Origin of the sequence: Pseudomonas sp. PSPC2-3 (assembly GCF_049898265.1) — a bacterium.
Classification (GTDB): domain Bacteria; phylum Pseudomonadota; class Gammaproteobacteria; order Pseudomonadales; family Pseudomonadaceae; genus Aquipseudomonas; species Aquipseudomonas veronii.
On the sequence record NZ_JAFCXJ010000004.1, the window covers coordinates 517641 to 539273 of the forward strand.

Annotated in this window: 25 protein-coding genes and 1 pseudogene; 14 read left to right on the top strand and 12 right to left on the bottom strand. The window is 62.3% G+C overall.

Translation table 11 applies throughout. From position 1 onward, the window contains the following. The first annotated feature begins 49 nt into the window (after window positions 1-49). Window positions 50-331, top strand: a complete 282-nt coding sequence (locus ACP7E3_RS12440) for a hypothetical protein (RefSeq protein WP_046382298.1) — start codon at window positions 50-52, stop codon at window positions 329-331. 44 nt (window positions 332-375) lie between these two features. Here ACP7E3_RS12440 and alaC read toward each other — a convergent pair whose 3' ends face one another. Then, window positions 376-1593, bottom strand: a complete 1218-nt coding sequence (gene alaC / locus ACP7E3_RS12445; RefSeq protein WP_057004502.1) for an alanine transaminase — start codon at window positions 1591-1593, stop codon at window positions 376-378. A 196-nt stretch (window positions 1594-1789) separates the two neighbouring features. On the opposite strand from alaC, the gene ACP7E3_RS12450 reads away from it, so the two are divergent. Next, window positions 1790-2272 carry a GyrI-like domain-containing protein gene (locus ACP7E3_RS12450; protein ID WP_017847210.1) on the top strand — a complete coding sequence of 161 codons (483 nt, stop codon included), beginning with the start codon at window positions 1790-1792 and terminating at the stop codon, window positions 2270-2272. Between the two features lie 107 nt (window positions 2273-2379). On the opposite strand, the gene ACP7E3_RS12455 is transcribed toward ACP7E3_RS12450, so the two are convergent. After that, window positions 2380-2874: a GNAT family N-acetyltransferase gene (locus ACP7E3_RS12455; protein ID WP_017847211.1), complete on the bottom strand. Its 495-nt coding sequence runs from the start codon at window positions 2872-2874 to the stop codon at window positions 2380-2382. A gap of 144 nt (window positions 2875-3018) precedes the next feature. On the opposite strand from ACP7E3_RS12455, the gene ACP7E3_RS12460 reads away from it, so the two are divergent. The 3 genes from ACP7E3_RS12460 (at window position 3019) to ACP7E3_RS12470 (ending at window position 5161) form a co-directional block, all read left to right on the top strand. Continuing rightward, window positions 3019-3438, top strand: a complete 420-nt coding sequence (locus ACP7E3_RS12460; RefSeq protein WP_046382301.1) for a YybH family protein — start codon at window positions 3019-3021, stop codon at window positions 3436-3438. Window positions 3439-3480: 42 nt separating this feature from the next. Next, window positions 3481-3825 (top strand): YciI family protein, encoded by a 345-nt coding sequence (locus ACP7E3_RS12465; protein ID WP_017847213.1) that lies wholly within the window; start codon window positions 3481-3483, stop codon window positions 3823-3825. A gap of 118 nt (window positions 3826-3943) precedes the next feature. Beyond that, window positions 3944-5161: an RNA polymerase sigma factor gene (locus ACP7E3_RS12470; protein WP_426123222.1), complete on the top strand. Its 1218-nt coding sequence runs from the start codon at window positions 3944-3946 to the stop codon at window positions 5159-5161. Between the two features lie 54 nt (window positions 5162-5215). On the opposite strand, the gene ACP7E3_RS12475 is transcribed toward ACP7E3_RS12470, so the two are convergent. Then, window positions 5216-6070 carry a LysR family transcriptional regulator gene (locus ACP7E3_RS12475; protein ID WP_017847215.1) on the bottom strand — a complete coding sequence of 285 codons (855 nt, stop codon included), beginning with the start codon at window positions 6068-6070 and terminating at the stop codon, window positions 5216-5218. 87 nt (window positions 6071-6157) lie between these two features. Between ACP7E3_RS12475 and ACP7E3_RS12480 the strand changes: the two genes are divergently transcribed. After that, window positions 6158-6670 carry a multidrug/biocide efflux PACE transporter gene (locus ACP7E3_RS12480; protein ID WP_046382304.1) on the top strand — a complete coding sequence of 171 codons (513 nt, stop codon included), beginning with the start codon at window positions 6158-6160 and terminating at the stop codon, window positions 6668-6670. Here ACP7E3_RS12480 and ACP7E3_RS12485 read toward each other — a convergent pair. Further along, window positions 6569-7327 carry an SDR family NAD(P)-dependent oxidoreductase gene (locus tag ACP7E3_RS12485; RefSeq protein ID WP_046382305.1) on the bottom strand — a complete coding sequence of 253 codons (759 nt, stop codon included), beginning with the start codon at window positions 7325-7327 and terminating at the stop codon, window positions 6569-6571. The two genes, ACP7E3_RS12480 and ACP7E3_RS12485, sit on opposite strands and share 102 nt — an antisense overlap. A 105-nt stretch (window positions 7328-7432) precedes the next feature. On the opposite strand from ACP7E3_RS12485, the gene ACP7E3_RS12490 reads away from it, so the two are divergent. Then, window positions 7433-8329: a LysR family transcriptional regulator gene (locus ACP7E3_RS12490; RefSeq protein WP_017847218.1), complete on the top strand. Its 897-nt coding sequence runs from the start codon at window positions 7433-7435 to the stop codon at window positions 8327-8329. Here the strand turns inward: ACP7E3_RS12490 and ACP7E3_RS12495 are convergent. Then, a complete protein-coding gene (locus tag ACP7E3_RS12495) occupies window positions 8326-9243 on the bottom strand; it encodes a LysR family transcriptional regulator (RefSeq protein WP_017847219.1) in 918 nt (305 codons plus the stop codon). The genes ACP7E3_RS12490 and ACP7E3_RS12495 overlap by 4 nt on opposite strands. Window positions 9244-9347: 104 nt before the next feature. Here ACP7E3_RS12495 and ACP7E3_RS12500 point away from each other — a divergent pair, with 104 nt between their 5' ends. Genes ACP7E3_RS12500 through ACP7E3_RS12510 form a run of 3 tightly spaced genes read left to right on the top strand, consistent with a single transcriptional unit; the run spans window position 9348 to window position 12012 of the window. Beyond that, entirely contained in the window at window positions 9348-10106 is a 759-nt protein-coding gene (locus ACP7E3_RS12500) for a 5-oxoprolinase subunit PxpA (protein WP_108524465.1), read from the top strand. Window positions 10107-10162: 56 nt separating this feature from the next. Then, a complete protein-coding gene (locus tag ACP7E3_RS12505; RefSeq protein WP_017847221.1) occupies window positions 10163-11041 on the top strand; it encodes a 5-oxoprolinase subunit B family protein in 879 nt (292 codons plus the stop codon). Beyond that, on the top strand, window positions 11038-12012 hold the full coding sequence (locus tag ACP7E3_RS12510; RefSeq protein ID WP_057004499.1) for a biotin-dependent carboxyltransferase family protein: 975 nt from the start codon (window positions 11038-11040) through the stop codon (window positions 12010-12012). Before ACP7E3_RS12505 ends, ACP7E3_RS12510 begins: the two co-directional genes overlap by 4 nt. Window positions 12013-12153: 141 nt before the next feature. On the opposite strand, the gene ACP7E3_RS12515 is transcribed toward ACP7E3_RS12510, so the two are convergent. Both ACP7E3_RS12515 and ACP7E3_RS12520 read right to left on the bottom strand, forming a co-directional pair. Continuing rightward, window positions 12154-13770: an inorganic phosphate transporter gene (locus ACP7E3_RS12515; RefSeq protein WP_046382307.1), complete on the bottom strand. Its 1617-nt coding sequence runs from the start codon at window positions 13768-13770 to the stop codon at window positions 12154-12156. A gap of 140 nt (window positions 13771-13910) precedes the next feature. Then, window positions 13911-14933, bottom strand: coding sequence for a transporter (locus tag ACP7E3_RS12520; RefSeq protein WP_017847224.1), 1023 nt, complete (start codon window positions 14931-14933; stop codon window positions 13911-13913). Window positions 14934-15778: 845 nt separating this feature from the next. On the opposite strand from ACP7E3_RS12520, the pseudogene ACP7E3_RS12525 reads away from it, so the two are divergent. After that, window positions 15779-15889: pseudogene (locus tag ACP7E3_RS12525) on the top strand (hypothetical protein); the annotation flags it as partial. Window positions 15890-16117: 228 nt separating this feature from the next. Beyond that, entirely contained in the window at window positions 16118-16822 is a 705-nt protein-coding gene (locus tag ACP7E3_RS12530; protein ID WP_371918780.1) for a methyl-accepting chemotaxis protein, read from the top strand. 59 nt (window positions 16823-16881) lie between these two features. On the opposite strand, the gene ACP7E3_RS12535 is transcribed toward ACP7E3_RS12530, so the two are convergent. Next, entirely contained in the window at window positions 16882-17190 is a 309-nt protein-coding gene (locus ACP7E3_RS12535) for a PepSY domain-containing protein (RefSeq protein ID WP_017847226.1), read from the bottom strand. 87 nt (window positions 17191-17277) lie between these two features. Beyond that, window positions 17278-18405, bottom strand: coding sequence for a glycerophosphodiester phosphodiesterase family protein (locus tag ACP7E3_RS12540; protein WP_017847227.1), 1128 nt, complete (start codon window positions 18403-18405; stop codon window positions 17278-17280). Between the two features lie 233 nt (window positions 18406-18638). On the opposite strand from ACP7E3_RS12540, the gene ACP7E3_RS12545 reads away from it, so the two are divergent. After that, on the top strand, window positions 18639-18962 hold the full coding sequence (locus tag ACP7E3_RS12545; RefSeq protein ID WP_017847228.1) for a DUF2025 family protein: 324 nt from the start codon (window positions 18639-18641) through the stop codon (window positions 18960-18962). Window positions 18963-19020: 58 nt separating this feature from the next. On the opposite strand, the gene ACP7E3_RS12550 is transcribed toward ACP7E3_RS12545, so the two are convergent. Both ACP7E3_RS12550 and ACP7E3_RS12555 read right to left on the bottom strand, forming a co-directional pair. Then, a complete protein-coding gene (locus tag ACP7E3_RS12550; protein WP_017847229.1) occupies window positions 19021-19341 on the bottom strand; it encodes an antibiotic biosynthesis monooxygenase family protein in 321 nt (106 codons plus the stop codon). Further along, complete coding sequence (locus ACP7E3_RS12555; protein ID WP_126589222.1) at window positions 19338-20045, bottom strand: CTP synthase C-terminal region-related (seleno)protein; 708 nt, start codon at window positions 20043-20045, stop codon at window positions 19338-19340. Before ACP7E3_RS12555 ends, ACP7E3_RS12550 begins: the two co-directional genes overlap by 4 nt. An 80-nt stretch (window positions 20046-20125) precedes the next feature. Here ACP7E3_RS12555 and ACP7E3_RS12560 point away from each other — a divergent pair, with 80 nt between their 5' ends. Further along, window positions 20126-21007 (top strand): LysR family transcriptional regulator, encoded by an 882-nt coding sequence (locus tag ACP7E3_RS12560; RefSeq protein ID WP_057004496.1) that lies wholly within the window; start codon window positions 20126-20128, stop codon window positions 21005-21007. Window positions 21008-21027: 20 nt separating this feature from the next. On the opposite strand, the gene ACP7E3_RS12565 is transcribed toward ACP7E3_RS12560, so the two are convergent. Beyond that, a complete protein-coding gene (locus ACP7E3_RS12565; protein WP_046382313.1) occupies window positions 21028-21552 on the bottom strand; it encodes a DUF1003 domain-containing protein in 525 nt (174 codons plus the stop codon). Window positions 21553-21633 lie beyond the last annotated feature (81 nt).

The following is a 21633-nucleotide window of genomic DNA, read 5'->3' on the forward strand; positions in this document are numbered from 1 at the left end:
GAATATGAGGGAATGAAACCCCAAATGTAATTCAGAAAAGGAAATGGCCATGACCAAGGAAAATGAACCCACGCAGGCACTGCCGCCTCAAATCCAGGCGCCGGCAGCCAATACGACTGTCCCTAGCCCTGTCACCATCTCCGGGTTAGTACCCCTGGAAGGTGCCACGGTAACAGTGGAGGACTCGACTGGTAAGTTGGGAGTTGCCGTTGCTATCGGACATAATTGGTCGCTCACCGTCGTTATGACTCCGGGCGCCCACCACATCTCGGCTTATGTTTCTTTTCCGGTGGTTTCAGGTAGTACCGAGCGAAAATTTGTCGTGAAGTAGTCTTTCAAGATAATGGGGCATGAATGCCCCATTACAGTTCGCAGTCAGACTCCAGTCCTGGGCACCAAGCCATCCGCCCTGAACATCCCGCGAATCCCGCGTACCGCCTGGCGAATCCGGTCCTGGTTCTCGATCAGCGCAAAGCGCACATGGTCGTCGCCATATTCACCAAAGCCAATCCCCGGCGACACGCACACCTTGGCTTCCAGCAGCAGCTTCTTGGCAAATTCCAGCGAGCCCATGGCGGCATACGCTTCGGGGATCTTGGCCCAGACGTACATCGACGCCTTGGGATTCTCCACCATCCAGCCCAACTCATGCAGGCCTTTGACCAGTACATTGCGGCGCTGGCGGTACTGCTCGGCGATGTCTTTCACGCACTGTTGGTCGCCTTCCAGCGCGGCAATCGCCGCCACTTGCAGCGGGGTGAAGGTGCCGTAGTCGTGGTAGCTCTTGATCCGCGCCAGGGCGTTGACCAGTTCTGCGTTGCCCACCATGAAACCAATGCGCCAGCCGGCCATGTTGTAGCTCTTGGACAGGGTGAAAAACTCCACCGCAATGTCCTTGGCGCCCGGCACCTGCATGATCGACGGGGCTTTCCAGCCGTCGTAGACGATGTCGGCGTAGGCCAGGTCATGCACCACCAGCACGTCGTACTGCTTGGCCAGGGCGATCACCCGCTCGAAGAAATCCAGCTCCACGCACTGCGCGGTCGGGTTGGACGGGAACCCCAGGATCATCATCTTCGGCTTGGGAATCGAACCGCGAATCGCCCGTTCAAGCTCGGCGAAAAAGTCCACGCCCGGAATCAACGGCACCGAACGCACCTGGGCGCCGGCAATCACGGCACCGTAGATATGAATCGGGTAGCTCGGGTTGGGCACCAGTACGGTGTCGCCCTGGTCCAGGGTGGCCAGCATCAAGTGCGCCAGGCCTTCCTTGGAACCGATGGTGACGATGGCTTCCGACTCGGGGTCGATATCCACTTCATAACGGTCCTTGTACCAGCGCGAAATCGCCCGGCGCAGGCGCGGAATGCCTTTGGAGGTGGAGTAGCCGTGGGTGTCTTCACGCTGGGCGACGGTGACCATTTTTTCCACGATATGTGGTGGGGTCGGGCCGTCAGGGTTGCCCATGCTCAAGTCGATGATGTCTTCGCCGCGCCGACGCGCAGCCATCTTCAGCTCGGCAGTGATATTGAAAACGTAGGGGGGGAGTCGATCTATGCGCGCAAAGCGGCGCGGCAAACCTTGGTCGGCCATTGTTGCCTCGAAAGTACGTAAGCGCCCGGAACCGTCCGAGCGACGTCGGCCACTGCGGTGGCCTGCGGGGCAGACAATACGGTTGATGATGGCCAGTTGTCCAGATGTGTAGGAAAAATTTCTACATGCAGTGCAATCCGGATATACCCCTATACTCAATACGGGTTTGTTCTCTCATAAGAAGGAGACTGTTCAGATGGATCAGCAGACGCAACAACCGTTAGAGCCGCGCATGGAAGAGGGCAAGGCCCTGGTGATCGCCGGGGTGCAAGGGCATTATTCGAAGGCCACCACCGGGGATATTCCCAAGTTGTGGGGCGTGTTTGACGAGAGCGTCAAATACATCAAAAAGCGTTTGGGCGGCTTTACCTACGGGGTTTGTCATAACCCCAGACACGATGAGTTCGACTACATCGCAGGGGTTGAAGTCCCCGCCAAGGGTGATGTGCCGAGCAATTTCGAGTTCATCGAAATCCCGCCGCATCACTATGCCGTGTTCGCGCACTACGGCGAGGTGCACGCGTTGCCGCAGACCTACGAGCGGATCATGTTCGAATGGTTGCCGCATTCCGGGTACAAGGTTGCCGGCGTGGATTTCGAGCGGTACAGCGCGGATTTTGATGTGAGAAAGGGCCTCGGCACCGTGGAGGTCTGGCTGCCTGTGGAAGCAAAGGCCTGAAGCGCCGGCCGAAGATGATGGCGACTCTTCGGCCGTTTTTCCTGCGCGGGAATGCTCATGATCCAGCGTCCCCTCAAGCGTTGGTCGCTGTCATCTCAACGTGACATCTACTGCGGCTCCAAGCCCCGACTCAAACGGCGCTCATACCCGACCCGCCCTTTGTACGCCTCCCCGCGATCCACCCAGCCCAGCCCCAGGTACAAGCCCATCGCCGCGACATTGTGCGTGTCCACCGACAACTCCAGCGCCTTGATCTGCGGCCAGGCCTGAAGCGCCGCCGCGGGTAGCGCCTGCAGGCAGGCTTTGCCAAATCCCCGGCCCTGTTGGCTGCGATCCACCTGTAACGCGTGCAGCGTGGCGCTGTGGGCATCGGCCCAATGGGGCAGGCATGGCGGGCATTTGAGCAGGAGGAAGGCCACGGGCACATCGTCGGCCAGCAGCGCAAAGCCTTTGATGCCGGGGCTGGGGTTGACCAGCAGGGTGTTGAGTGCGCAATACATGTCGCCGCAAAACGGCAACTGCTCAGGGTGAACTTCGATCGCGCCGACTTGCTGTGTTTGCACAGCGTTCAGCGCCTCGTAGGCGACAAGGCGGGTTTGCATCGGGGCGTCCGAACGGCTGCAAAGAAGGGCGCAGTCTATCGGGTTTGCACGCTGCGAGATTTTTTTTCAGCGCGCTGTCGATCGGGCGGCGGGCCATTCGACTAAGGGTGTCTCTGAAGATTTTCACCCCCCAGGAGTATCGCCATGAACACTGCAATCCACACCCTGATCAAACAATGGAAACAAGCCGTCGTCGCCAAGGACATCGATAAGATTGTCAGCTTTTACGCCGACGATATCATCGCGTTCGACGCGGTTAGCGCCCTGCAGTTCAAGGGCAAGGCGGCCTACCGCGCGCACTGGCAGGCGTGCATGGAAGTCTGCCCCGGCCCCGGTGTGTTCGACTTCCATGAGTTGCATATCGTCGCCGCCGACAACAGCGCCTTTGCCCATTGGCTGGCTCACTGCGGTGGCACCGGCCCGGACGGCGTGCTCAAGACCTGCTGGATGCGCGTCACCGTCGGTTACCAGCGTGTCGACGGCCAATGGAAGGTGGTGCATGAGCATTGGTCGGCCCCCTTCGACATGGCCACCGGCGTCGCGCTGTTCGACCTGAAACCTTGAGCCCCGCGAACTATAGTCAGTAGTCCGAAAACGGAGAACGCCATGAAATACCTGTGCCTGATCTACAGCAACGAACAGGTGCTGCACACCGCGCCGGACAGCCCGGCCGACCCGGAGTGCTTCGCCTACGCGCAGTCCGTCCAAAAGAGCGGGCGCATGCTCGCCGCCGAGCCGCTGGAGTCGGTGAGCACCGCCACCACTGTGCGTATGCGCAATGGCAAGCTGTCGATCACCGACGGGCCGTTTGCCGAAACCAAGGAGCAGCTCGCGGGGTTTTACCTGATCGAAGCCCGGGACTTGAACGAAGCGCTCCAGGTCGCCGGCGGCATTCCGGCGGCCCGGGTCGGCAGTGTGGAAGTACGCCCCGTGCGCCAATTGAATCTCTGAACACAAAACACTCATAAACAGGAGGTTTACCCATGAACACTCAACCTGCCGAATGTGAAAGGTCCATCAAACCTGGGGGCGACGCGCCCAATCGCCCGGTGACCCAGGATCTGCCCGATTGACCCCTCCGATCGAGACGATTTACCGCCGCGAATCACGGCGCGTGCTGGCGACGCTGATTCGCTTGCTCGGCGATTTCGACCTGGCCGAGGAAGCGCTGCACGAGGCGTTCCTGGTCGCCATGCAGCGCTGGGAGCACGACGGCGTGCCGAGCAATCCACGGGCGTGGCTGGTCTCGACCGGGCGCTTCAAGGCCATCGATCGCCTGCGCCGCCAGGCCCGTTTCACCCCCTTATTGCAGGCGCAAGCCGATGCGCTGGCAGCGGCCGATTGGGACGACGAAGACGTGGAAGACGACCGCCTGCGCCTGATCTTCACCTGCTGCCACCCGGCGCTGGCGGCTGACGCCCAAGTGCCGTTGACCCTGCGTGAAATCTGCGACCTGACCACCGAAGAAATCGCCCGCGCCTTTCTGGTCCCGCCGGCCACCATCGCCCAGCGGATCGTGCGGGCCAAGGGCAAGATCCGCGAGGCGAAGATTCCCTATCAGGTGCCGTCGCTGGCCGAATTGCCCGAGCGCCTCGACAGCGTGCTGCGTGTGATTTACCTGGTGTTCAACGAAGGCTACTCGGCGTCGATGGGCGCGGATCTCACGCGCGACGACCTGACCCGTGAAGCCATCCGCCTCGGCCGTTTGTTGCTGGAGTTGCTGCCGGAGCCGGAAGTCATGGGCTTGCTGGCATTGATGCTGCTGCACGAGTCGCGCCGCCCGGCGCGGACCTCGGCCGGCGGCGAATTGGTGCTCTTGGACGAACAGGACCGAGCATTGTGGGATGCGTCCCTGATTGCCGAAGGCTGTGCGCTGGTGGAGCAAGCGCTGACGACCCGGCGCTTTGGGCCCTATGGCTTACAGGCGGCGATTGCGGCGGTACATGCCGAAGCGCCGAGTGCCGAGCACACCGACTGGCCGCAGATTGTCGGGCTATACGATGTGTTGCTCCGCACCGTGCCGTCGCCCGTGATCGAACTGAACCGCGCAGTGGCGCTGGCCATGCGCGATGGGCCGTTGGCCGGGTTGCAACAGGTGGAGGCGATTCTGGCGCGGGGCGAATTGCTGGACTATCACCTGGCGCATTCGGCGCGTGGCGAATTCTGCCGACAATTGGGGCGGCTGGACGAGGCGCGGCTGGCGTATGAAAAAGCCCTGTCTCTGACCCGGCAAACCCCGGAAAAGCACTTCCTCGAGCGCCGCCTGGCCAGCCTGACCCCGATCTAGCGTCCAACGCATTTCCACTGTGGGACCACCAAGCGCTGCCTGCTCTGGACGAACTCAATCGAGCATCTGCCCCAACAACCAACTCCCCGCAGGCCCCGGCGGATATTGCCGCGACCACAGCGCATCCACCGCCACCGAGCGCGGCCAACTGCGCACGCTCAGTTCAATCAGCCCGGCATTGCCAAAGCGTTCCACCAACCAGCGCGGCAGTGCGGCCCAGCCAAAACCGAGCTGGGCCATTTCCATCAGCATCAGAAAACTCGGCGCCGACCAGACGCGGCCCATGGGGCGGGTTTCATTCGGGTTGATGATGCTCGCCAGGCGCAGCTCACGGTGTTGCTGCAACACCTGTTGGTTGACGCTTTCCAGGCTGGCCAAGGGGTGCGTGGGCGCGACGAACAGGGCAATTTCCGTGCGCTCCTCCACCGGCGAACGGCTCAGGTCGGGTGGGTAAACCTCCTGGGCCTCGACCAGGGCAATCTGGGCCCGGCCACTTTGCACCAGGGCTATCAGGTCTTCGCACTCGGCGATCAGCCATTCCAGTTCCAGGTCGGGGTAGCGTTGCTCAAAGGCCTTGAGCGCAAGCTCGAAGCGCTCCGACTGGTAGGTGTCGGACATCGCAATCGTCACTTTCGCCTCCAACCCCTGGGATAGCTGACTTGCCGCCAACGCCAGCCGACTGCTCGCCTCCAGCACCTGCTCGGCGCGTTGCAGCAGCACATGGCCAGCGGCGGTCAGCGTCGGCTTGCGGCTGCTGCGGTCGAACAGCAGCACATCGAGGTCAATCTCCAGGCTCGCCACCGCCGCGCTGACGGTGGACTGGCTCTTGCCCAGCTTGCGTGCCGCCGCAGAAAACGAGCCTTGGGTCGCGGCCTGAACAAAGGCCTGGAGCACTTCATGGGAGGCCATGACTATCGCCTTTATCGATGGTTATTGGTTATGAAGTATCGATACAAAACGCAATGATGGCAACACAGTCACTCACGGAGCCGGGGCATGAACCCTACCAAGTCGATTACTGAACGTGTGTGCCAGGCCATCGGTTTCGAGGCCCTGGCGTTGTTGATCTGCACGCCGTTGCTGGCGTGGATCATGGACAAGCCCGCGGTGGAAATGGGCATGGTCACCCTGGCAATCAGCCTGATGGCGCTGACCTGGAACGTGATTTTCAACGGCCTGTTCGACCGCCTCAAGGCACGCCTGCAACTGGCCAACAACGGCTGGACCCGGGTGCTGCACGCCTTGCTGTTTGAAGGCGGGCTGGTCCTGATGTGCGTGCCGTTGATTGCCGCGTGGCTGAACATCAGCCTGCTGCAGGCGTTTATCCTCGATATCGGCGTGTTGCTGTTTTTTCTGCCGTACACCTACGTGTACCACTGGGGCTACGACGTGATGCGCGAAAAGCTCTTACAGAAACATGCCGCCCGAAGCCTCGATCCGCTGGCCGGTGATCCAGTGGCTACCGTCCGCCAGCAGGCTGGCAATGGCCCCGCCGATATCATCCGGTAACCCGGCGCGGCCCAGGGCGGTGTTATTGGCGACCATCGCGTTGAGGTTGGCGTTGTCGCGCACGGCGCCGCCGCCGAAGTCGGTTTCGATGGCGCCCGGCGCGAGGATATTGACGCTGATACCGCGCGCGCCGAGCTCTTTGGCCTGGTAGCGGGTCAGCACTTCCATGGCGCCTTTCATCGCCGCATACGCGGCATAGCCGGGCAGGCTGAAACGGGCGAGGCCGCTGGAGATATTGAGGATGCGGCCACCGTCACGGATCAGCGGCAGCAGTTTCTGGGTCAGGAAAAACGGGCCTTTGAATTGAATCGCGACCAGTTGGTCGAACTGCGCTTCGCTGGTCTCGGCAAAGCTGGCGTGGATGCCGATACCGGCGTTGTTGATCAGAAAGTCGAAATCATCCCGTGCGAAAACACGCTTGAGCACGCCGCCGACGGCTTCGACGAACGCGTCGAAGGTGGCGCTCTGGCTCACATCCAGTTTCAGCATGGCGGCGCGGCCACCCCATTGTTCGATCTGCTCGACCACTGCCTGGGCTTCATCCGCCTGGCTGTGGTAAGTGCCGATGATATCCACGCCTTGTGCGGCCAGGCGCAACGCGGCGCTTCTACCCAAGCCGCGGCTGGCGCCGGTGATCAGTGCGATTTTGCGGGTCATGGTGCAGTCCTCTGAGGTGATCGTGGGAATGAGTGTATTTGTCCGCCTGTAACGTGATAAACAGCGGTAAAGCGAAATCACTGGCCGGAAAAGGCGAACAATCCCATGAACAAACTGGAATTGCTGCGCACCTTCGTGCGCGTCACCGAACTGTCGAGTTTCACCGGCGCCGGCGAGAGCCTGGGCCTGCCGCGCTCCACGGTGTCCGAGCATGTGCAGGCACTGGAAGAACTGCTCGGCGCGCGCCTGCTGCAGCGCACCACGCGCAAGGTGCAGGCGACCCAGGACGGCCGCGTGCTGTATGAACGCAGCAAGGACTTGCTTGCGCACATGGAGGAACTGGAGGGCTTGTTTCGCCAGGACGAAACACAACTGACCGGACGCATTCGGGTGGACCTGCCGACCATGATGGCGCGGGATTTGATCCTGCCGCGCCTGCCGCATTTCATGGACGCGCACCCGTTGATCGAGCTGGAAATCAGCGCCACCGACCGTCAGGTCGACCTGCTGGCCGAGGGGTTCGATTGCGTGCTGCGCGTCGGTGCGCAGCCGGACCAGTCGGTGGTCGCCCGGTTGTTGTGCAGCATGCCGATGATCAACTGCGTGAGCGCAGGCTACCTGCAACGCTATGGCGTGCCGCGGACGCTGGCCGACCTGGCCGACCACCACTTGGTGCATTACGTGCGCCCGCTGGGTTCGCGCTCGGCGGGGTTCGAATACCTGCAGGGCAACAAGGTGCAGCGCCTGCCCATGGCCGGGCGGGTCACGGTCAACAGCACCGATGCCTACAAGTCGGCTTGCCTGGGCGGTTTCGGGATTATCCAAGTGCCGGCCCTGGGCATTGGCGATCAGTTGGCCAGTGGCGAACTGGTGGCGGTTTTGCCGGAATACCCGGCGCCGCCGTTGGACGTGTCCCTGCTCTATGCCGGGCAGCGGCATTTACCGCTGCGGGTGCGGGTGTTCATGGACTGGTTGGCGGCGACGCTGCAAGCCCAACTCTAACGCCGCGCCGACAACTGCTGCGGGGCCAGGAAGGCGTCGTGGAAGTAGTCCCGGAACGCCTGCATCGCCGGGGTAAATGCGCGCTCGCGGTGCCAGGCCAGGCCGACGCTCATGGGCGTCACCGGGTCGGTCACGGTCAGGGTTTCGATGCGCTTGCCTTCCAGGGACCAGGGCCGATGCACCAGGTCCGACAGGATCGCCACGCCGCTGCCATTGGCGACCATGCTGCGCACTGCTTCCACCGAACTGGTGCGCAGCCGCACCTTGGGCGTTTGCCCGGCCTGTTCCCAGTAGCGCATGGCACTGTGTTCGGCCTCGTCGACGGTCAGCAGGATGTAGGGCTCGCGGGCCACATCCGCCAGGCTGACGGCGCCGCGTTCGCACAACGGGTGATGGCTGGGCAGCCACAGGCGGCGTTCGGAGTTGAAGAGGATTTCCGACACGATATCCGCGTGGGTGAGGTTGGCGGTGAGCACCACGGCCATGTCGAACTGGCCGTCGAGCAGGCCGTGTTCGATGGCCTGGCGCTCCTGCTCGAACACCTCGATGGTCACGTCCGGGTGCCAGTGTTCCATGCGCTGCAGATGGTGCGGCAGGAAGTAACCGAGCACCGTGTAACTGGCGGCGACCCTTAGCACGCCGCTGGCGCGGTAGTCGGGCAATGGGCTGTTCAACGCGTCGTCGACACTGCGCACGATCACATAGGCACGGTTGAGAAAGTGCCGCCCGGCGTCGGTCAGGTTCATGCCCTGGGCCGAACGCACAAACAATTGCACGCCGAGCATCGCCTCCAGTTCCTTGATCGCCGTGGTCACGGCCGATTGGGAGATGTTCAGGTGAATCGCCGCCTGGGAAATCTGGCCGATCTCGGCGGTGGCGACGAAGTAGCGGATTTGGCGCAAGGTCAGCGACATGGCGATATCTGTTTTTCAGAAGATAGGCCATCTGATAATAGATCTTCCCAAGGGGTCAAGCCGCAGCCTACTTTTCAGCATCACCTTTGGCGGAGCGACTTTTCATGCAGGCAGTGGATTTCAATTCAGACATGGGCGAAGGCTTCGGCCCCTGGACGATCGGCGATGGCGTCGATGCCGAGCTGATGGCCTACATCAGCTCGGCCAATATCGCCACCGGCTTCCACGCCGGCGACCCCGGCACCATGCGCCGCACCGTCGCACGCGCCAAGCAACTGGGGGTCGCCATCGGTGCCCATCCGGGCTTTCGCGACCTGGTGGGCTTCGGTCGCCGCCATATCCACGCGCCGGCCCAGGAGTTGGTGGACGACATGCTCTACCAGCTCGGCGCCCTGCGTGAAATCGCCCGCGCCCAGGGTGTGCCCGTGCAACACATCAAGCCCCACGGCGCGCTCTACATGCACCTGGCCCGCGATGAAGACGCCGCGCGGTTGTTGGTGCAAAACCTGCAACTGATTGAGCCGACACTGTTGCTGTACTGCATGCCGAATTCAGTGATCTGGCGCATAGCCAAGGAACTGGGGCAGCCGGTGGTGCGTGAGTTCTACGCCGACCGCGAGTACGACCTGAGCGGCTCCATCGTGTTCACCCGCACGGTGCGCGCCCTCGACCCTGCCACCGTCGCGGCGCGGGTCCTACGGGCTTGTCAGACGGGTCTTGTACGCACCGTAGAAGGCGAAGACCTGTTTATCGAATTCGATTCCATCTGCCTGCACAGCGACACCCCCGGCGCCCTGGAATTGGTCGAAGCCACCCGTGAAGCCCTGGACCAAGCAGGCATTGCGGTCAGAACACCCGAATAAGATCGACCCCATACTTTTTTGCCTGCCTTTCTATAACGATTCCAAGAGGAACAGACATGGCTGAAACGTCCCCCATCCGCTACAGCTTCGGCGCCGATGAACACCTGTTCGCCGAGGTCAGTGACAGCATGTCCCTGGAGGCTTTCTTCAAAGGCATGGCCGTGACCCGCGCCGTGGAACGCCTGGCGTTGGACGGTGTGCTGGATGTGTGCCTGGCCAACGCCTCCTTCCAGATCCGCTTCGACCCGGACCGCATTGCGCCCCATGTGCTGCTCGACGCGGTGCAAAGCGCCGAAGCCCAGGCCGTGGCCGAACGCACCTTGCACACGCGCATCATCGAAATCCCGGTGCTCTACAACGACCCCTGGACCCACGAAACCCTGATGCGCTTTCGCGATCGCCATCAAGACCCCAGCGGCACCGACCTGGAATATGCGGCGCGGATCAACGGCCTGGCCGATGTCGACGCTTTCATCGCGGCCCACAGTGGCGCGCCGTGGTTTGTGTCGATGGTCGGCTTTGTCGCGGGCTTGCCGTTCATGTTCCAGATGGTCGAGCGCGAGCGGCAGTTGCAGGTGCCCAAGTACCTGCGCCCGCGCACCGACACGCCGAAACTGACCCTCGGCCATGGCGGCTGCTTTGGCTGCATCTACTCGGTGCGCGGAGCCGGCGGCTACCAGATGTTCGGCGTCACTCCGGCACCGATCTACGACCCGGCGCAGCAGTTGGCCTACCTCAAGGACCACATGGTGTTCTTCCGGCCGGGCGACATCGTGCAGTTCAAACCGATCGACCGCGAGGCCTACGACCTGGCCGTCGCCGAGGTGGACGCAGGACGTTTCGACCTGCGCATCCGCCCCCTGGAATTTTCCTTGGATGCGTTTCTCGCCGACCCCATCGGTTATCCGAAAACCCTGCAGGAGGCGCTGGCATGATCAAGGTGCTCAAACCCGGCCTGGCGACCTCGGTACAGGACCTGGGCCGCGAAGGTTATTACCACCTGGGTATTCCGCCGTCGGGCGCGCTGGACCAGTACGCGCTGAGCGCGGCCAACCATTTGGTGGGCAACCCGCCGGGCGCGGCCGGCCTGGAATGCACGCTGATCGGTCCCGAGCTGGAGTTTCGCCGGGACGCCTTGGTCGCCCTCAGCGGCGCCTTGATGGCGCCGCGCCTGGACGGTGAAGTGGTCCACCAGGACACCGCGTTCCAGGTCCGCGCCGGGCAGGTGTTGCGCTTCGAATTTCCCCTGGCCGGTGCGCGTACCTATCTGGCGGTCGCCGGCGGCATCGACGTGCCGTTGGTGCTCGGCAGTCGCTCGACCTACACCCTCGGCGCACTCGGTGGCTTTCACGGGCGGCGATTGCAGGCGGGGGATGAGTTGCCCATCGGCGAGCCCAGTGGGCAGGGGCGGGCGGGCAACAGCTTGCCGATGGCCTTGCGCCGGGCAGTCGGTGGCGATGTGACCTTGCGCGTGGTGCCCGGCCTGTATTACGAACGCCTGACGGCGGCGGCGAAAAGCAGCTTTTTTGCCGAGCCGTGGACGGTGGGGTCCGAGGCGGATCGTATCGGCTATCGCTTCAAGGGCGGTAGTGCGTTGAGCTTTCAGCCACGGGAGCAGCCGTTTGGCGCGGGGTCCGATCCGTCGAACATCGTCGACAGTTGCTACCCGATCGGCTCGATCCAGGTGCCGGCCGGGCTGGAGCCGATCGTGCTGCATCGGGACGCGGTGTCGGGCGGCGGCTACGCGATGATCGGCACGGTGATCAGTGCCGACCTGGACTTGATCGGGCAGATGCAGCCGAACCAGCGGGCGGGGTTTGTGGCGGTCAGCCTGGAGCAGGCGTTGGAGGCGCGGCGGGTGTACAAGAAGCGTCTGAAGGCAATGACCGGGCTCTTCAATACCTGAAACACCACCCAGCAAAATGTAGTGGGTCAGCAGAGTTTGGTGAACAGCCAGTAGAGCAGCATCGCCACCCTGGTCACTGCCACACCGACCAACAATGTGGGAGCGAGCAAGCCCCCTCCCACATTGTTGACCGGCGCTGGGTCAGAAGAGTTTGGTGAATAACCAGTACAGGCTACCCGACAGTAGAATCGCTGCCGGCAAGGTCAGCACCCAGGCCATCAGCAAATTGCGGATGGTCTTCATCTGCAAGCCGCCGCCGTTCGCCACCATGGTCCCCGCCACGCCGGACGACAACACATGGGTGGTCGACACCGGCAAGCCGAACATATCCGCAGCGCCGATGGTCAGCATCGCCACGGTCTCGGCCGAGGCGCCTTGGGCGTAAGTCATGTGCGTCTTGCCGATTTTCTCGCCCACGGTCACCACGATGCGCTTCCAGCCGACCATGGTCCCGAGCCCCAGGGCGATGGCCACGGCGATCTTCACCCACAGCGGAATGAAGCGCGTGGAGTTGTCGATCTGTTGCTTGAACAGTTGCAGCTTGCCTTGGGTGTCGGCGTCGAAGTTGCCGATCTTGGCCTTGTCCATCAACCGAATGGTTTCGCTGGTCAGGTACATGTCGTTACGCACGTTGCCTACGGCTTCGGCGGGGACTTTAGCCAAAGAGCCGTAGCCTTTGACTTCATCGCCGATCTGGCCGGCGAGGGCGGCGAGGGCCGGGATCAGTTCGGGTGTGGCGTCCTTGGTCCGCACGTAGGTCGAGAGGATGGGGCGCGGGTCGCCCGGCAGCGCTTGCGGCGCGCTTTTCATCAGCGCGACCTGGGTCACTTCGGCCACCGCGGCAAACTGCAGCGATTGTTCGGCGGGCATGGCGCGGTTCAGCGCATACGCCATCGGCAGGGTGCCGACCAGGATCAGCATGATCAGGCCCATGCCTTTTTGCCCGTCGTTGGAGCCGTGGGCGAACGATACACCGGTGCAGGTGAGGATCAGCATGCCGCGAATCCACCATGGCGGTGGGGTGTCGCCTTTGGGCGCCTTGTACAGCGCGCGGTTTTTCACGAAGGCGCGCAGGGCCAGCAACAGCAGGGCGGCGAAAGCGAAACCGATCAGCGGCGAGAGCAGCAGGGCGTAACCGATCTTGATCGCCTGGCTCCAGTCCACGCCGCTGGTGCCATCACGTCCGTGCATCAGGGCATTGGCCACGCCGACGCCGATGATCGAACCGATCAGAGTATGGGAGGACGAGGCCGGCAGGCCCAACCACCAGGTGCCGAGGTTCCATAGGATCGCCGCGATCAGCAGGGCGAAGATCATCGCGAAACCGGCCGAGGAACCCACCTGCAAAATCAGCTCGACCGGCAGCAGGGCAATGATGCCGAACGCCACTGCGCCGCTGGAGAGCAGCACCCCGAGGAAGTTGAAAAAGCCCGACCACACCACCGCGAACTGCGGCGGCAGCGAGTTGGTGTAGATCACCGTCGCCACGGCGTTGGCGGTGTCGTGGAAACCGTTGACGAATTCGAAACCCAGGGCGATCAGCAGTGCCACGCCCAGCAGCAGGAACGGCGTCCAGGTGGTGACCAGCGTGCCCAGTTCGTGCATGTCGCGCATCAGGCTGTAGGCAGTGAACAACAGGCCCATCGCGAGCACGGCAAAGAACATGATCACCGTCAGCAGGCCGGGTTTTTTGTCCAGCCTGGGTCGGGTATCAACGGATGACGTATGCGTTGAAGCTGTCAGGGAAGGGGTGGCCATGCAGTAACATCCAGTGTCGGAAAGGATGTCGCCCATGATCATTGCAGAATATTACAGAGATGCTGCGATAGATCAGTGTTTAGCGGATTGGATCGGCCGTTGGTCTACAAACGCACAGATTTTTTGAGCGCATGTGAGGGTCAGTAGTCGTTGCGTTTCCTGAAGGCCCAGCGCCCGGCAATCAAGGTAAAGGTCGCGACCAACGCCACCAGAATCCAGAAGCCTTCCGGGTCTTGGGAAAGCGGCACGCCGCCTACGTTCATGCCGAAAAAGCCGGCAATGATATTGATCGGCAACGCCAGCACCGTGACCACCGTCAGCGTAAACAGCGTGCGGTTGCTTTGTTCGTTGAGGTTGGCGGCGATTTCTTCCTGCAACAATTTGATGCGTTCGCCCAGGGCCGTCAGGTCGTTGATGATCAGCGCAAACTCCTCGGTGGATTTGCGCAGCTCCTTGACGTCTTCCTTTTGCAGCCACTGCGGCGGGCGGTTGAGCAGCCGCAGCAACGAGCCGGGCTCCAGCGCCAGCAGGCGTTGCAGGCGCACCAGCACCCGGCGCATGGCGCCCAGCTCGGCGCGGTTGGTGGACAGGTGCGAGGAGAGCAATTGGTCTTCGATGTGGTCGACGCTGATGCTGGTCTTGCGCACGATCTGCGTCAGCACCTCGCCCTGGTCGCGCAGCAAGTGGACCAGTAGCTCCAGCGGCGAGCGGAAGTGCTCACCGGCCTTGACCGACGAACGCAACTTGTCCACCGAGTGCAGCGGTTGCAGGCGCGCGCTGATCAGCAAGTGACTGCGGGCGCAGACCCACAATGTGGAAATATCCGACGAGACCATGCTGCTGAAGTTGAACACCACGTCGTTGACCACCGCGAGCAAGGCAGAGTCGACGTGTTCGATACGGGTGGAGCGCGAGCCTTCGTGCAAGGCTTCGAAGAATTCTTCCGGCAATTGCAGATGCGCCAGCATCCAGCGCTCGCATCCGGCATGCGCCAGGTTCAGGTGCAGCCATAGAAACTCCTGCGGGTCTTGCGGTTGCTGCAAGGCCTGGAGAGCGGTGGCTGAATCAATCTGCTCACCCTTTTCGCCTGGGCGGAAACGGAAACCGTAAAGCAAGCCAAACAGATCGGAGTCCTGGTGGCTGTGGTCGATGCTGTGGTTCATGGAGTCTCGCAGAGAAAGGACCTGTAGGACGTTTCACAGGTTCGCGTGAGCGAATCATTGCAAGGATGCTTGACAGTTTTGTGACAGTTTTCGACTTATTTCGCCTTGATGACATTTTATTGACCGGCTATCGAAATGAGCTCAAGAAGTGTCTAGATCGGCCGATTCAGGGCGCAAGAACCGCTGCGGATGACGGCGCCTTCGACGACAGGGATGTCATGACGTATTTGCACCTTTTCCTTGTTTCGAGGCTTTTCCCGATGACTTTTTTGCGAACATCCCTGCGGGCACAGATTTTGTCGCTGCTCGGCGGCAGCCTGCTGGCGATGCTGTTGATAGCCCTGGCCTGTTTCAACTTCCTTTCCAACGGGGTGCAGAGTTACCGCAGTTTGCTCGACGGGCCGTTGCTCACTTCACAGTTGATCGATGAGGCCAACCTGCAATTCAAGGTGCAGGTGCAAGAATGGAAAAACGTGTTGTTGCGCGGCAAGCAGCCGCAGGACCTGGAGAAATATTGGGGCCAGTTCCAGGATCGGCAGCGCGATGTACAAGGCATTCTCTCGCGGCTGGTCACCCAGACCGCCGGTGACCCGGCGCTGAGCCAGCGTATCCAGAACCTGCGTCAGGAACACCAGCAGCTCGGCGTTGCCTACCAGAAGGGCCGTGATGCCTACTTGGCCGCCGGCGCCGACCCGAGCGCCGGAGACACCGCGGTCAAGGGCGTGGACCGCGCCGCCAGTGAACAGATGAGCGCGCTGGTCAGCGACCTGCGTGCCCAAAGCACCCAGCAATCCCAGGTCATCAGCGCCCATGCCGAGCGCACGGTGATGGTGGGGCTGGCGATCATGTTGCTGTCCGGCGTATTGATCGGCCTGTTCAGCCTGTGGTTGATCAACCGCAACCTGATCCTGCCGATCCGTGGCTTGATCGACTATGTGAGCCAGCTGAGTCACGGCCGTTTTGCCGAGCGTGTCGCCAGTCGTCGCCAGGACGAACTGGGGCATCTGGCGGAGGCCGCGAACACCTTGCGCGACTTCTTGGCCGAAACCTTCAGCCGCCTGCAGCGCAGTGCCACCGATCTGGTCCACGCCAGCGGTGAGTTGAATTCGATCGCCGGGCAAATGGCGACTGGTACCCACGAACAATTCAACCGTACCGACCAGGTGGCCACGGCCATGACCGAAATGTCGGCCACCGCCCAGGAAGTGGCGCACCACGCCGCCAGTGCGTCCCGCGCGGCCGATGATGCAGACCAATCGGCCCGCGAGGGCGGCGAAGTGATGAAAGTCACCATTGCCACCATCGGCCAGATGCGTACTGAAATCCTCAACACCGGCACCATCATCCGCCGCCTGGAAACCGACAGCGTGCGGATCGGCAAGGTGCTCGAAGTGATTCGCGGGATCGCCGAGCAGACCAACCTGCTGGCGCTCAACGCCGCGATCGAGGCGGCACGGGCGGGCGAGGCGGGGCGCGGGTTTGCGGTGGTGGCCGATGAAGTGCGCAGCCTGGCGCAACGCACGGCGGCGTCGATCATCGAGATCAATCAGATTATCCAGGCGGTGCAAACCGGCGCGGTCGACGCGGCCGAGGCGATTGTCACTGGCCAGTCGTGCAGCGATGACAGCGTGGAAAAAGTCACTCAGGCCGGCGCGATGCTGGCTCACATCACCCAGGCCGTCGAAGCGATTCGCGACATGAACCGCCAGATCGCCACGGCGGCCGAGGAGCAGACGTCGGTGGCCGAGGATATTTCGCGCAATATCACCCAGATCACCACCGTGGCCACCGCCAACCTCGACAACGTGAAGCGCACCGAAGCGGCGAGCCAGAATCTGCGTGGTTTGTCCGGCGAATTGAACGAGGTGACGGCGCGACTGAGCGCTTGATCAAGCGCCCATAAAAAACCGCGCCACCCGAAGGTGGCGCGGTTTTTTATGGGTTTGACTCAGGTGTCTTGCTTGTCTTCGAGCACGGTGCCGGTCTTGGCGTCGAGTTTCACTTCAAAGCGCTTGCCGGCGGTGTCGGTCAGTTCAACTTCGTAGACCAGGACGCCGCTGTTGTTGTGGTCCAGCTCGGTGTCGGTAATCTGGGCGCCGGCGTGTTTGGCCACGGCGGCGGCGTTGAGCTTGTCGAAAGGCATCACGGCACCGGATTTGAGCAGACCTTCGATATGATCCGGGCGGACATCGGCCTGGGCCAGGCCGGCGGCCAGGGTCAGGGCGGTCGCGGCAAACAGAGCAGTCAAGGTTTTCATGGTGTGTATCCTTTTTCGGTGAGCTGTTTAAGTGGCGCCAGATTAACCGGCGCAACTTAATTCATCCTTAATGGCACACTGACTCGCTCAGTATTTGTGGTCGTTCAGCAGGTCCTGCACGCTGGACGACGGCCAGCGCTTGTAGAACTTCAGCAGTTCGGCGGCGCGGTTGGTGAAGATACCGTCGACGCCGGCGTTCATCACTTTCTCGAAGTCCACAGGTTCATCCACGGTGTAGACGTGTACCAGCAGGCCCTTGTCGTGGGTCAGCTTGTTCATTCCAGGCTTCACCAGGTCGGTGTAGCTCTGGTCGCCAAGGGCGGTCAGCTCCGCCGACGGGCCCGTGCCGATGGCGCCGAGGCTCTTGGCTTCGTCGACCCACTTTTCGAACTCGGCGGCGTCCTTGGGCTCTTGCTTGGCGTAGTAAGCGGCCTTGGTCGCTTCGCCGGATTCGGCGAAGGTTTGCTTGGATTTCGGCTCGATGCTGCCTTCACCCACCCACAGCAGCAGGATTTTCGGGGTGTTGGGCATTTCTTTCTGCAGCTCTTTCAGGCTGGCCGTTTCGAAGGTCTGCAGCACCACGCGCCCTTTGCCCTGGCCGACACCGGTGTTGCTCTTGCCCAGCTTGGAGCCGGCGGAGCTCAACCAGCCTTTGTCCAGCAGCTTGTTTTTCAGGTCGGCTTCGATGCCCGGGAATTGCTTGGGTTCTTTGGTTTCGATGTACAGGCCCGGTTTGTGCTGCGGGTTGCCTTCGGCGATCTTGATGATGTCGTCCAGGCTGAGGATTTTCAGGCCGACGAAGCCCGGGCGGGCGCGGTCCGGGTAGGCGGCGTTGAACCAACTGCCGGCGTCGAGGGTTTGCAGTTCTTTCCAGGTGAACTCGTTGGCCGGGGCGTCTTTGCGCTCGGGGAACTTGGTGGCCACGTCGGTGGTGCGTTGCAGGTTGTTGTCGTGCAGGGCGAACAGCACGCCGTCCTTGCTGCGCTGCAGGTCCAACTCCAGGTAGTCGGCGCCCAGGTCGCGCGCGACCTTGTAGGCTGCGGCAGTGGACTCGGGGGCGTCGTAGGACGCACCGCGGTGGGCGATCACCGCAGGGTAGGGAATGCCTTCGTTAGTTGCCAATTCAGCCGGGCTGATCGGGTCGGCAGCCTGCGCCTGGCCAAGGCCAAGCATCAGGGCGAGCAGCAAGGCACTCTTGGTGAACGTGACAGGCATATGTGGAGTCCTTTCGTGGAGGGAGCTTTGAGAAGGCTTCCTTTTTAACAATTGATAACGAAAGGCGCTATCACCAAACCGACATTAACGTGTGTGCGCGCCAATTTTCTGGGTTTTTTTTGCGTGGCTTTGCAGTACTCTTGCCGCGAACCGCCCCGTAAGAGGGCAGTACTTTCCGCCACGCGTGTAAACCATCTTTCCAGTCCCTGTGGGACTTTTCAGTGAGGTTTACCATGCGAATCACCTCCGAGCTTATCTGCCAGGCCGCCGACCAGCTTCACGGTTTTGTCGGCCTCAACCGCAAGACCGGCCAGTACATCGTGCGTTTCAGCGAGGACTCCTTCGGTATGGATGTCGCCGATGACGGCATCATCCCCACTGCCGAATTTGTCTGGCTGCCGGCCCCCGAGCACGTCATGACGTTGTCCCGTGAGCGTCTGCAGCTGCTGCTCGATCAGAACATCGACGACCGCATCAACATCACGGAGCCGCTGCGCGTGTACATGCGGCGTGTGGAGATCCCGCAGATCAGTGCGTTGCGCAGTCTCGTCAGCTAGCCTGAGCGGCGTTTTGGCATCGATGAAGATCAACGGCGGGAGGGCTTCTGGCTGCCGTTCAGTTCTGGAATGTGTAGGCCCGCTCCACCTTGCATACGCGGGTGTGAAACGCCGAGTACCAAGTGGAACGCCCCTGCTCGCGCACCGCCCGATGCTCGGCCTGTTGTTTCCAGGCGAGGATGTCGGCTTCGCTGCGCCAGTACGATACGGTGATCCCCAGGCCATCCTCCCGCGCCGACTCAACCCCGAGAAAGCCCGGCTGCTCGCGCGCCAGTTCCAGCATGCGCGTGGCAGCCTCAGCGTAACCGTGGTCACCGGCGGTGCGCAGTGAGCTGAAGATCACTGCGTAGTAAGGCGGAGCGGGGGTGTGGGCAATCATACCGAGGTCTCCTGGCAGGCTTTGAGCAGAGCGATCACCAGCGGCGGCGTGACGCCCCTGAGGGCGGCGCGTTCGGGTTGGAACAGCGTGGCGACAAAGAACGGATGGTCCAGCAACTCCACCGCGCGCAGGTCGCCGGCCGAGTCGTGGCCGCAGGGGATCAGAGCACCGTCCAGCAGCGCGCTGGCGAAGTCGGGGTTGATGCCGTAGCGGCAGCGATAACCTTCGTGGATATCGCGTGTGCCGTAGGCGTCGGCGATGCGCGTGTAGGCGGCCAGGCGCACGGTGTCGGTGGCTTCCACCAGAGAACAGCTCAGTGGCGCGATCACCGCACGTGGGGCGTTGGGGGCCAGTTCGCCATGTTCGGCATCGGCCCAGCCCAACACATTGCGGGCATATTCCAACACCGCGTGTTGAAAACCGCCGCAGGTGCCGAGGAAAGGGCGCCGCTGCTCGCGGGCAAAACGGATCGCACGCAGTGCGCCGTCGATGTCGCGGTACGGGCTGGCGGGCACGCACCAAAAGCCATCGAAACCCTGCAGCGCGGAGGTGGTGTTGAGGGTGTCGGTCTCCAGCCATTGCGTGCGAACCGTCAGGCCCAAGGCGTCGGCGGCCTGTTGCAGCGCCACGGGAATGGCCTGGTGTGCAATGACATCGGGGTTGTAATCGCCGATCAGGGCGAGGTGCAGCGTGCTGGCGTTCATCTTAGGCATCCCCTGGCTTGTTGTGTCCTGGCGCGCACTATAGATTGGCGTTCACGCAATCAATATTGGCGTTTACCCACATGCTCAATGCACTCACGCACTATCGAATCGATTACCCCGACCTGTCGCTGATCCTCGCCCTGGTGCGCGGTGGCACCCTGGCGCGGGCCGCCGCGTTGTTGCGGGTGGATGTGTCGACGGTGTTCCGCGCCGTGCGGCGCCTGGAGGCCGCGCTGGGCCAGACGTTGTTTGAAAAAAGCCGCGCCGGTTACCTGCCCACCGGCCTGGCCAGTCATCTGGCGCAACAGGCCGAACGCGCCGAACAAGCCCTGGAAGCGGCGCGGGTCGGCGTCGAGCAAGGCGGTGAAGTGATCAGCGGCACCGTGCGCCTGACCTGCACCGACTCGGTACTGCAAGGCTTATTGTTGCCGGCGCTGGCGCAGTTCATGCCGGATTACCCGGCGCTGACCCTGGAGCTGAGCACCTCCAATGACTTCGCCAACCTCAGCCGCCGCGATGCCGACATCGCCTTGCGCCTGACCCGGACACCGCCGCAGCATCTGGTCGGACGTTGCCTCGGCACCGTGAGGTATCAGGTGTGCGCGAGCACAGATTTTGCGCGGCAGCACGCAGGACGCGAGCTGGCGGAGCTGGCCTGGATCGCACCGGATGATTTCCTGCCCGATCATCCCACCGTCGTCTGGCGCCGCGCGCAGCTGCCGGGTGTGCGTCCCGGCTATCGCTGCAACAGCATGTTGTCGGTCACCGAACTGGTGCGGGCAGGGCTGGGCGTGGCGGCGCTGCCGGATTTCCTGTTGGATGAACACCTGCAACCGCTGGGCCCCGCGTTGGCGGGGCATGACACGGCGCTATGGCTGCTGACGCGCCCCGATTGCCGGGCATTGCGCTCGGTGGTGACGCTGTTTGATCAACTGGGGCGGCATGTCCGACTGAGCCCCTGAGACCGGCGGGCATGGGGTGCTTAAGGTTTTCGCACAAACTGCGCATGCATTTCACACGTCAGGGTCTCGATACGCTCGGTCAGTTGCTTGGTCATTTCCGTCAGCCGAGTGTTCTGCTCCAGCAGTTCCAGCAGCTGTTTGCTGGTGTTCTGCGCCTCGGCCTGGCGCTCGGCATTGGCGACGGCCAGCGCTTCACGGTGCTGCGCGTCGGCGTCGGACTGGGCTTTGTCGCGCGCGGCCTGGCGTGTCTGGGCCAGCAGAATCAGCGGCGCCGCGTAGGCCGCTTGCAGGCTGAAGGCCAGGTTGAGCAGGATGAACGGGTAGACGTCGAAGTGCGTGATGCCGCTGACGTTGAGCGCAATCCACACGGCCACGATCAAGGTTTGCGCACCGAGGAACATCGGCGTGCCGAAGAAGCGTGCGAAAGCCTCGGCCTTGAGGGCGAAGGTGTCGTTGCCAAAGGTCGGCGCCAGGTGCGCGTGGCGTCGATGGAAACGTAGATGATCGACGGGGACGGCTTTGGGGTTGTCGGGGGTTGGGCTCATGGCAAACTCGGGTCATCAATGTTTAAGACAGGCGGCCACTATAGCCTTGGCGACCTGTCTTACGCATGAATAACCCGAGGA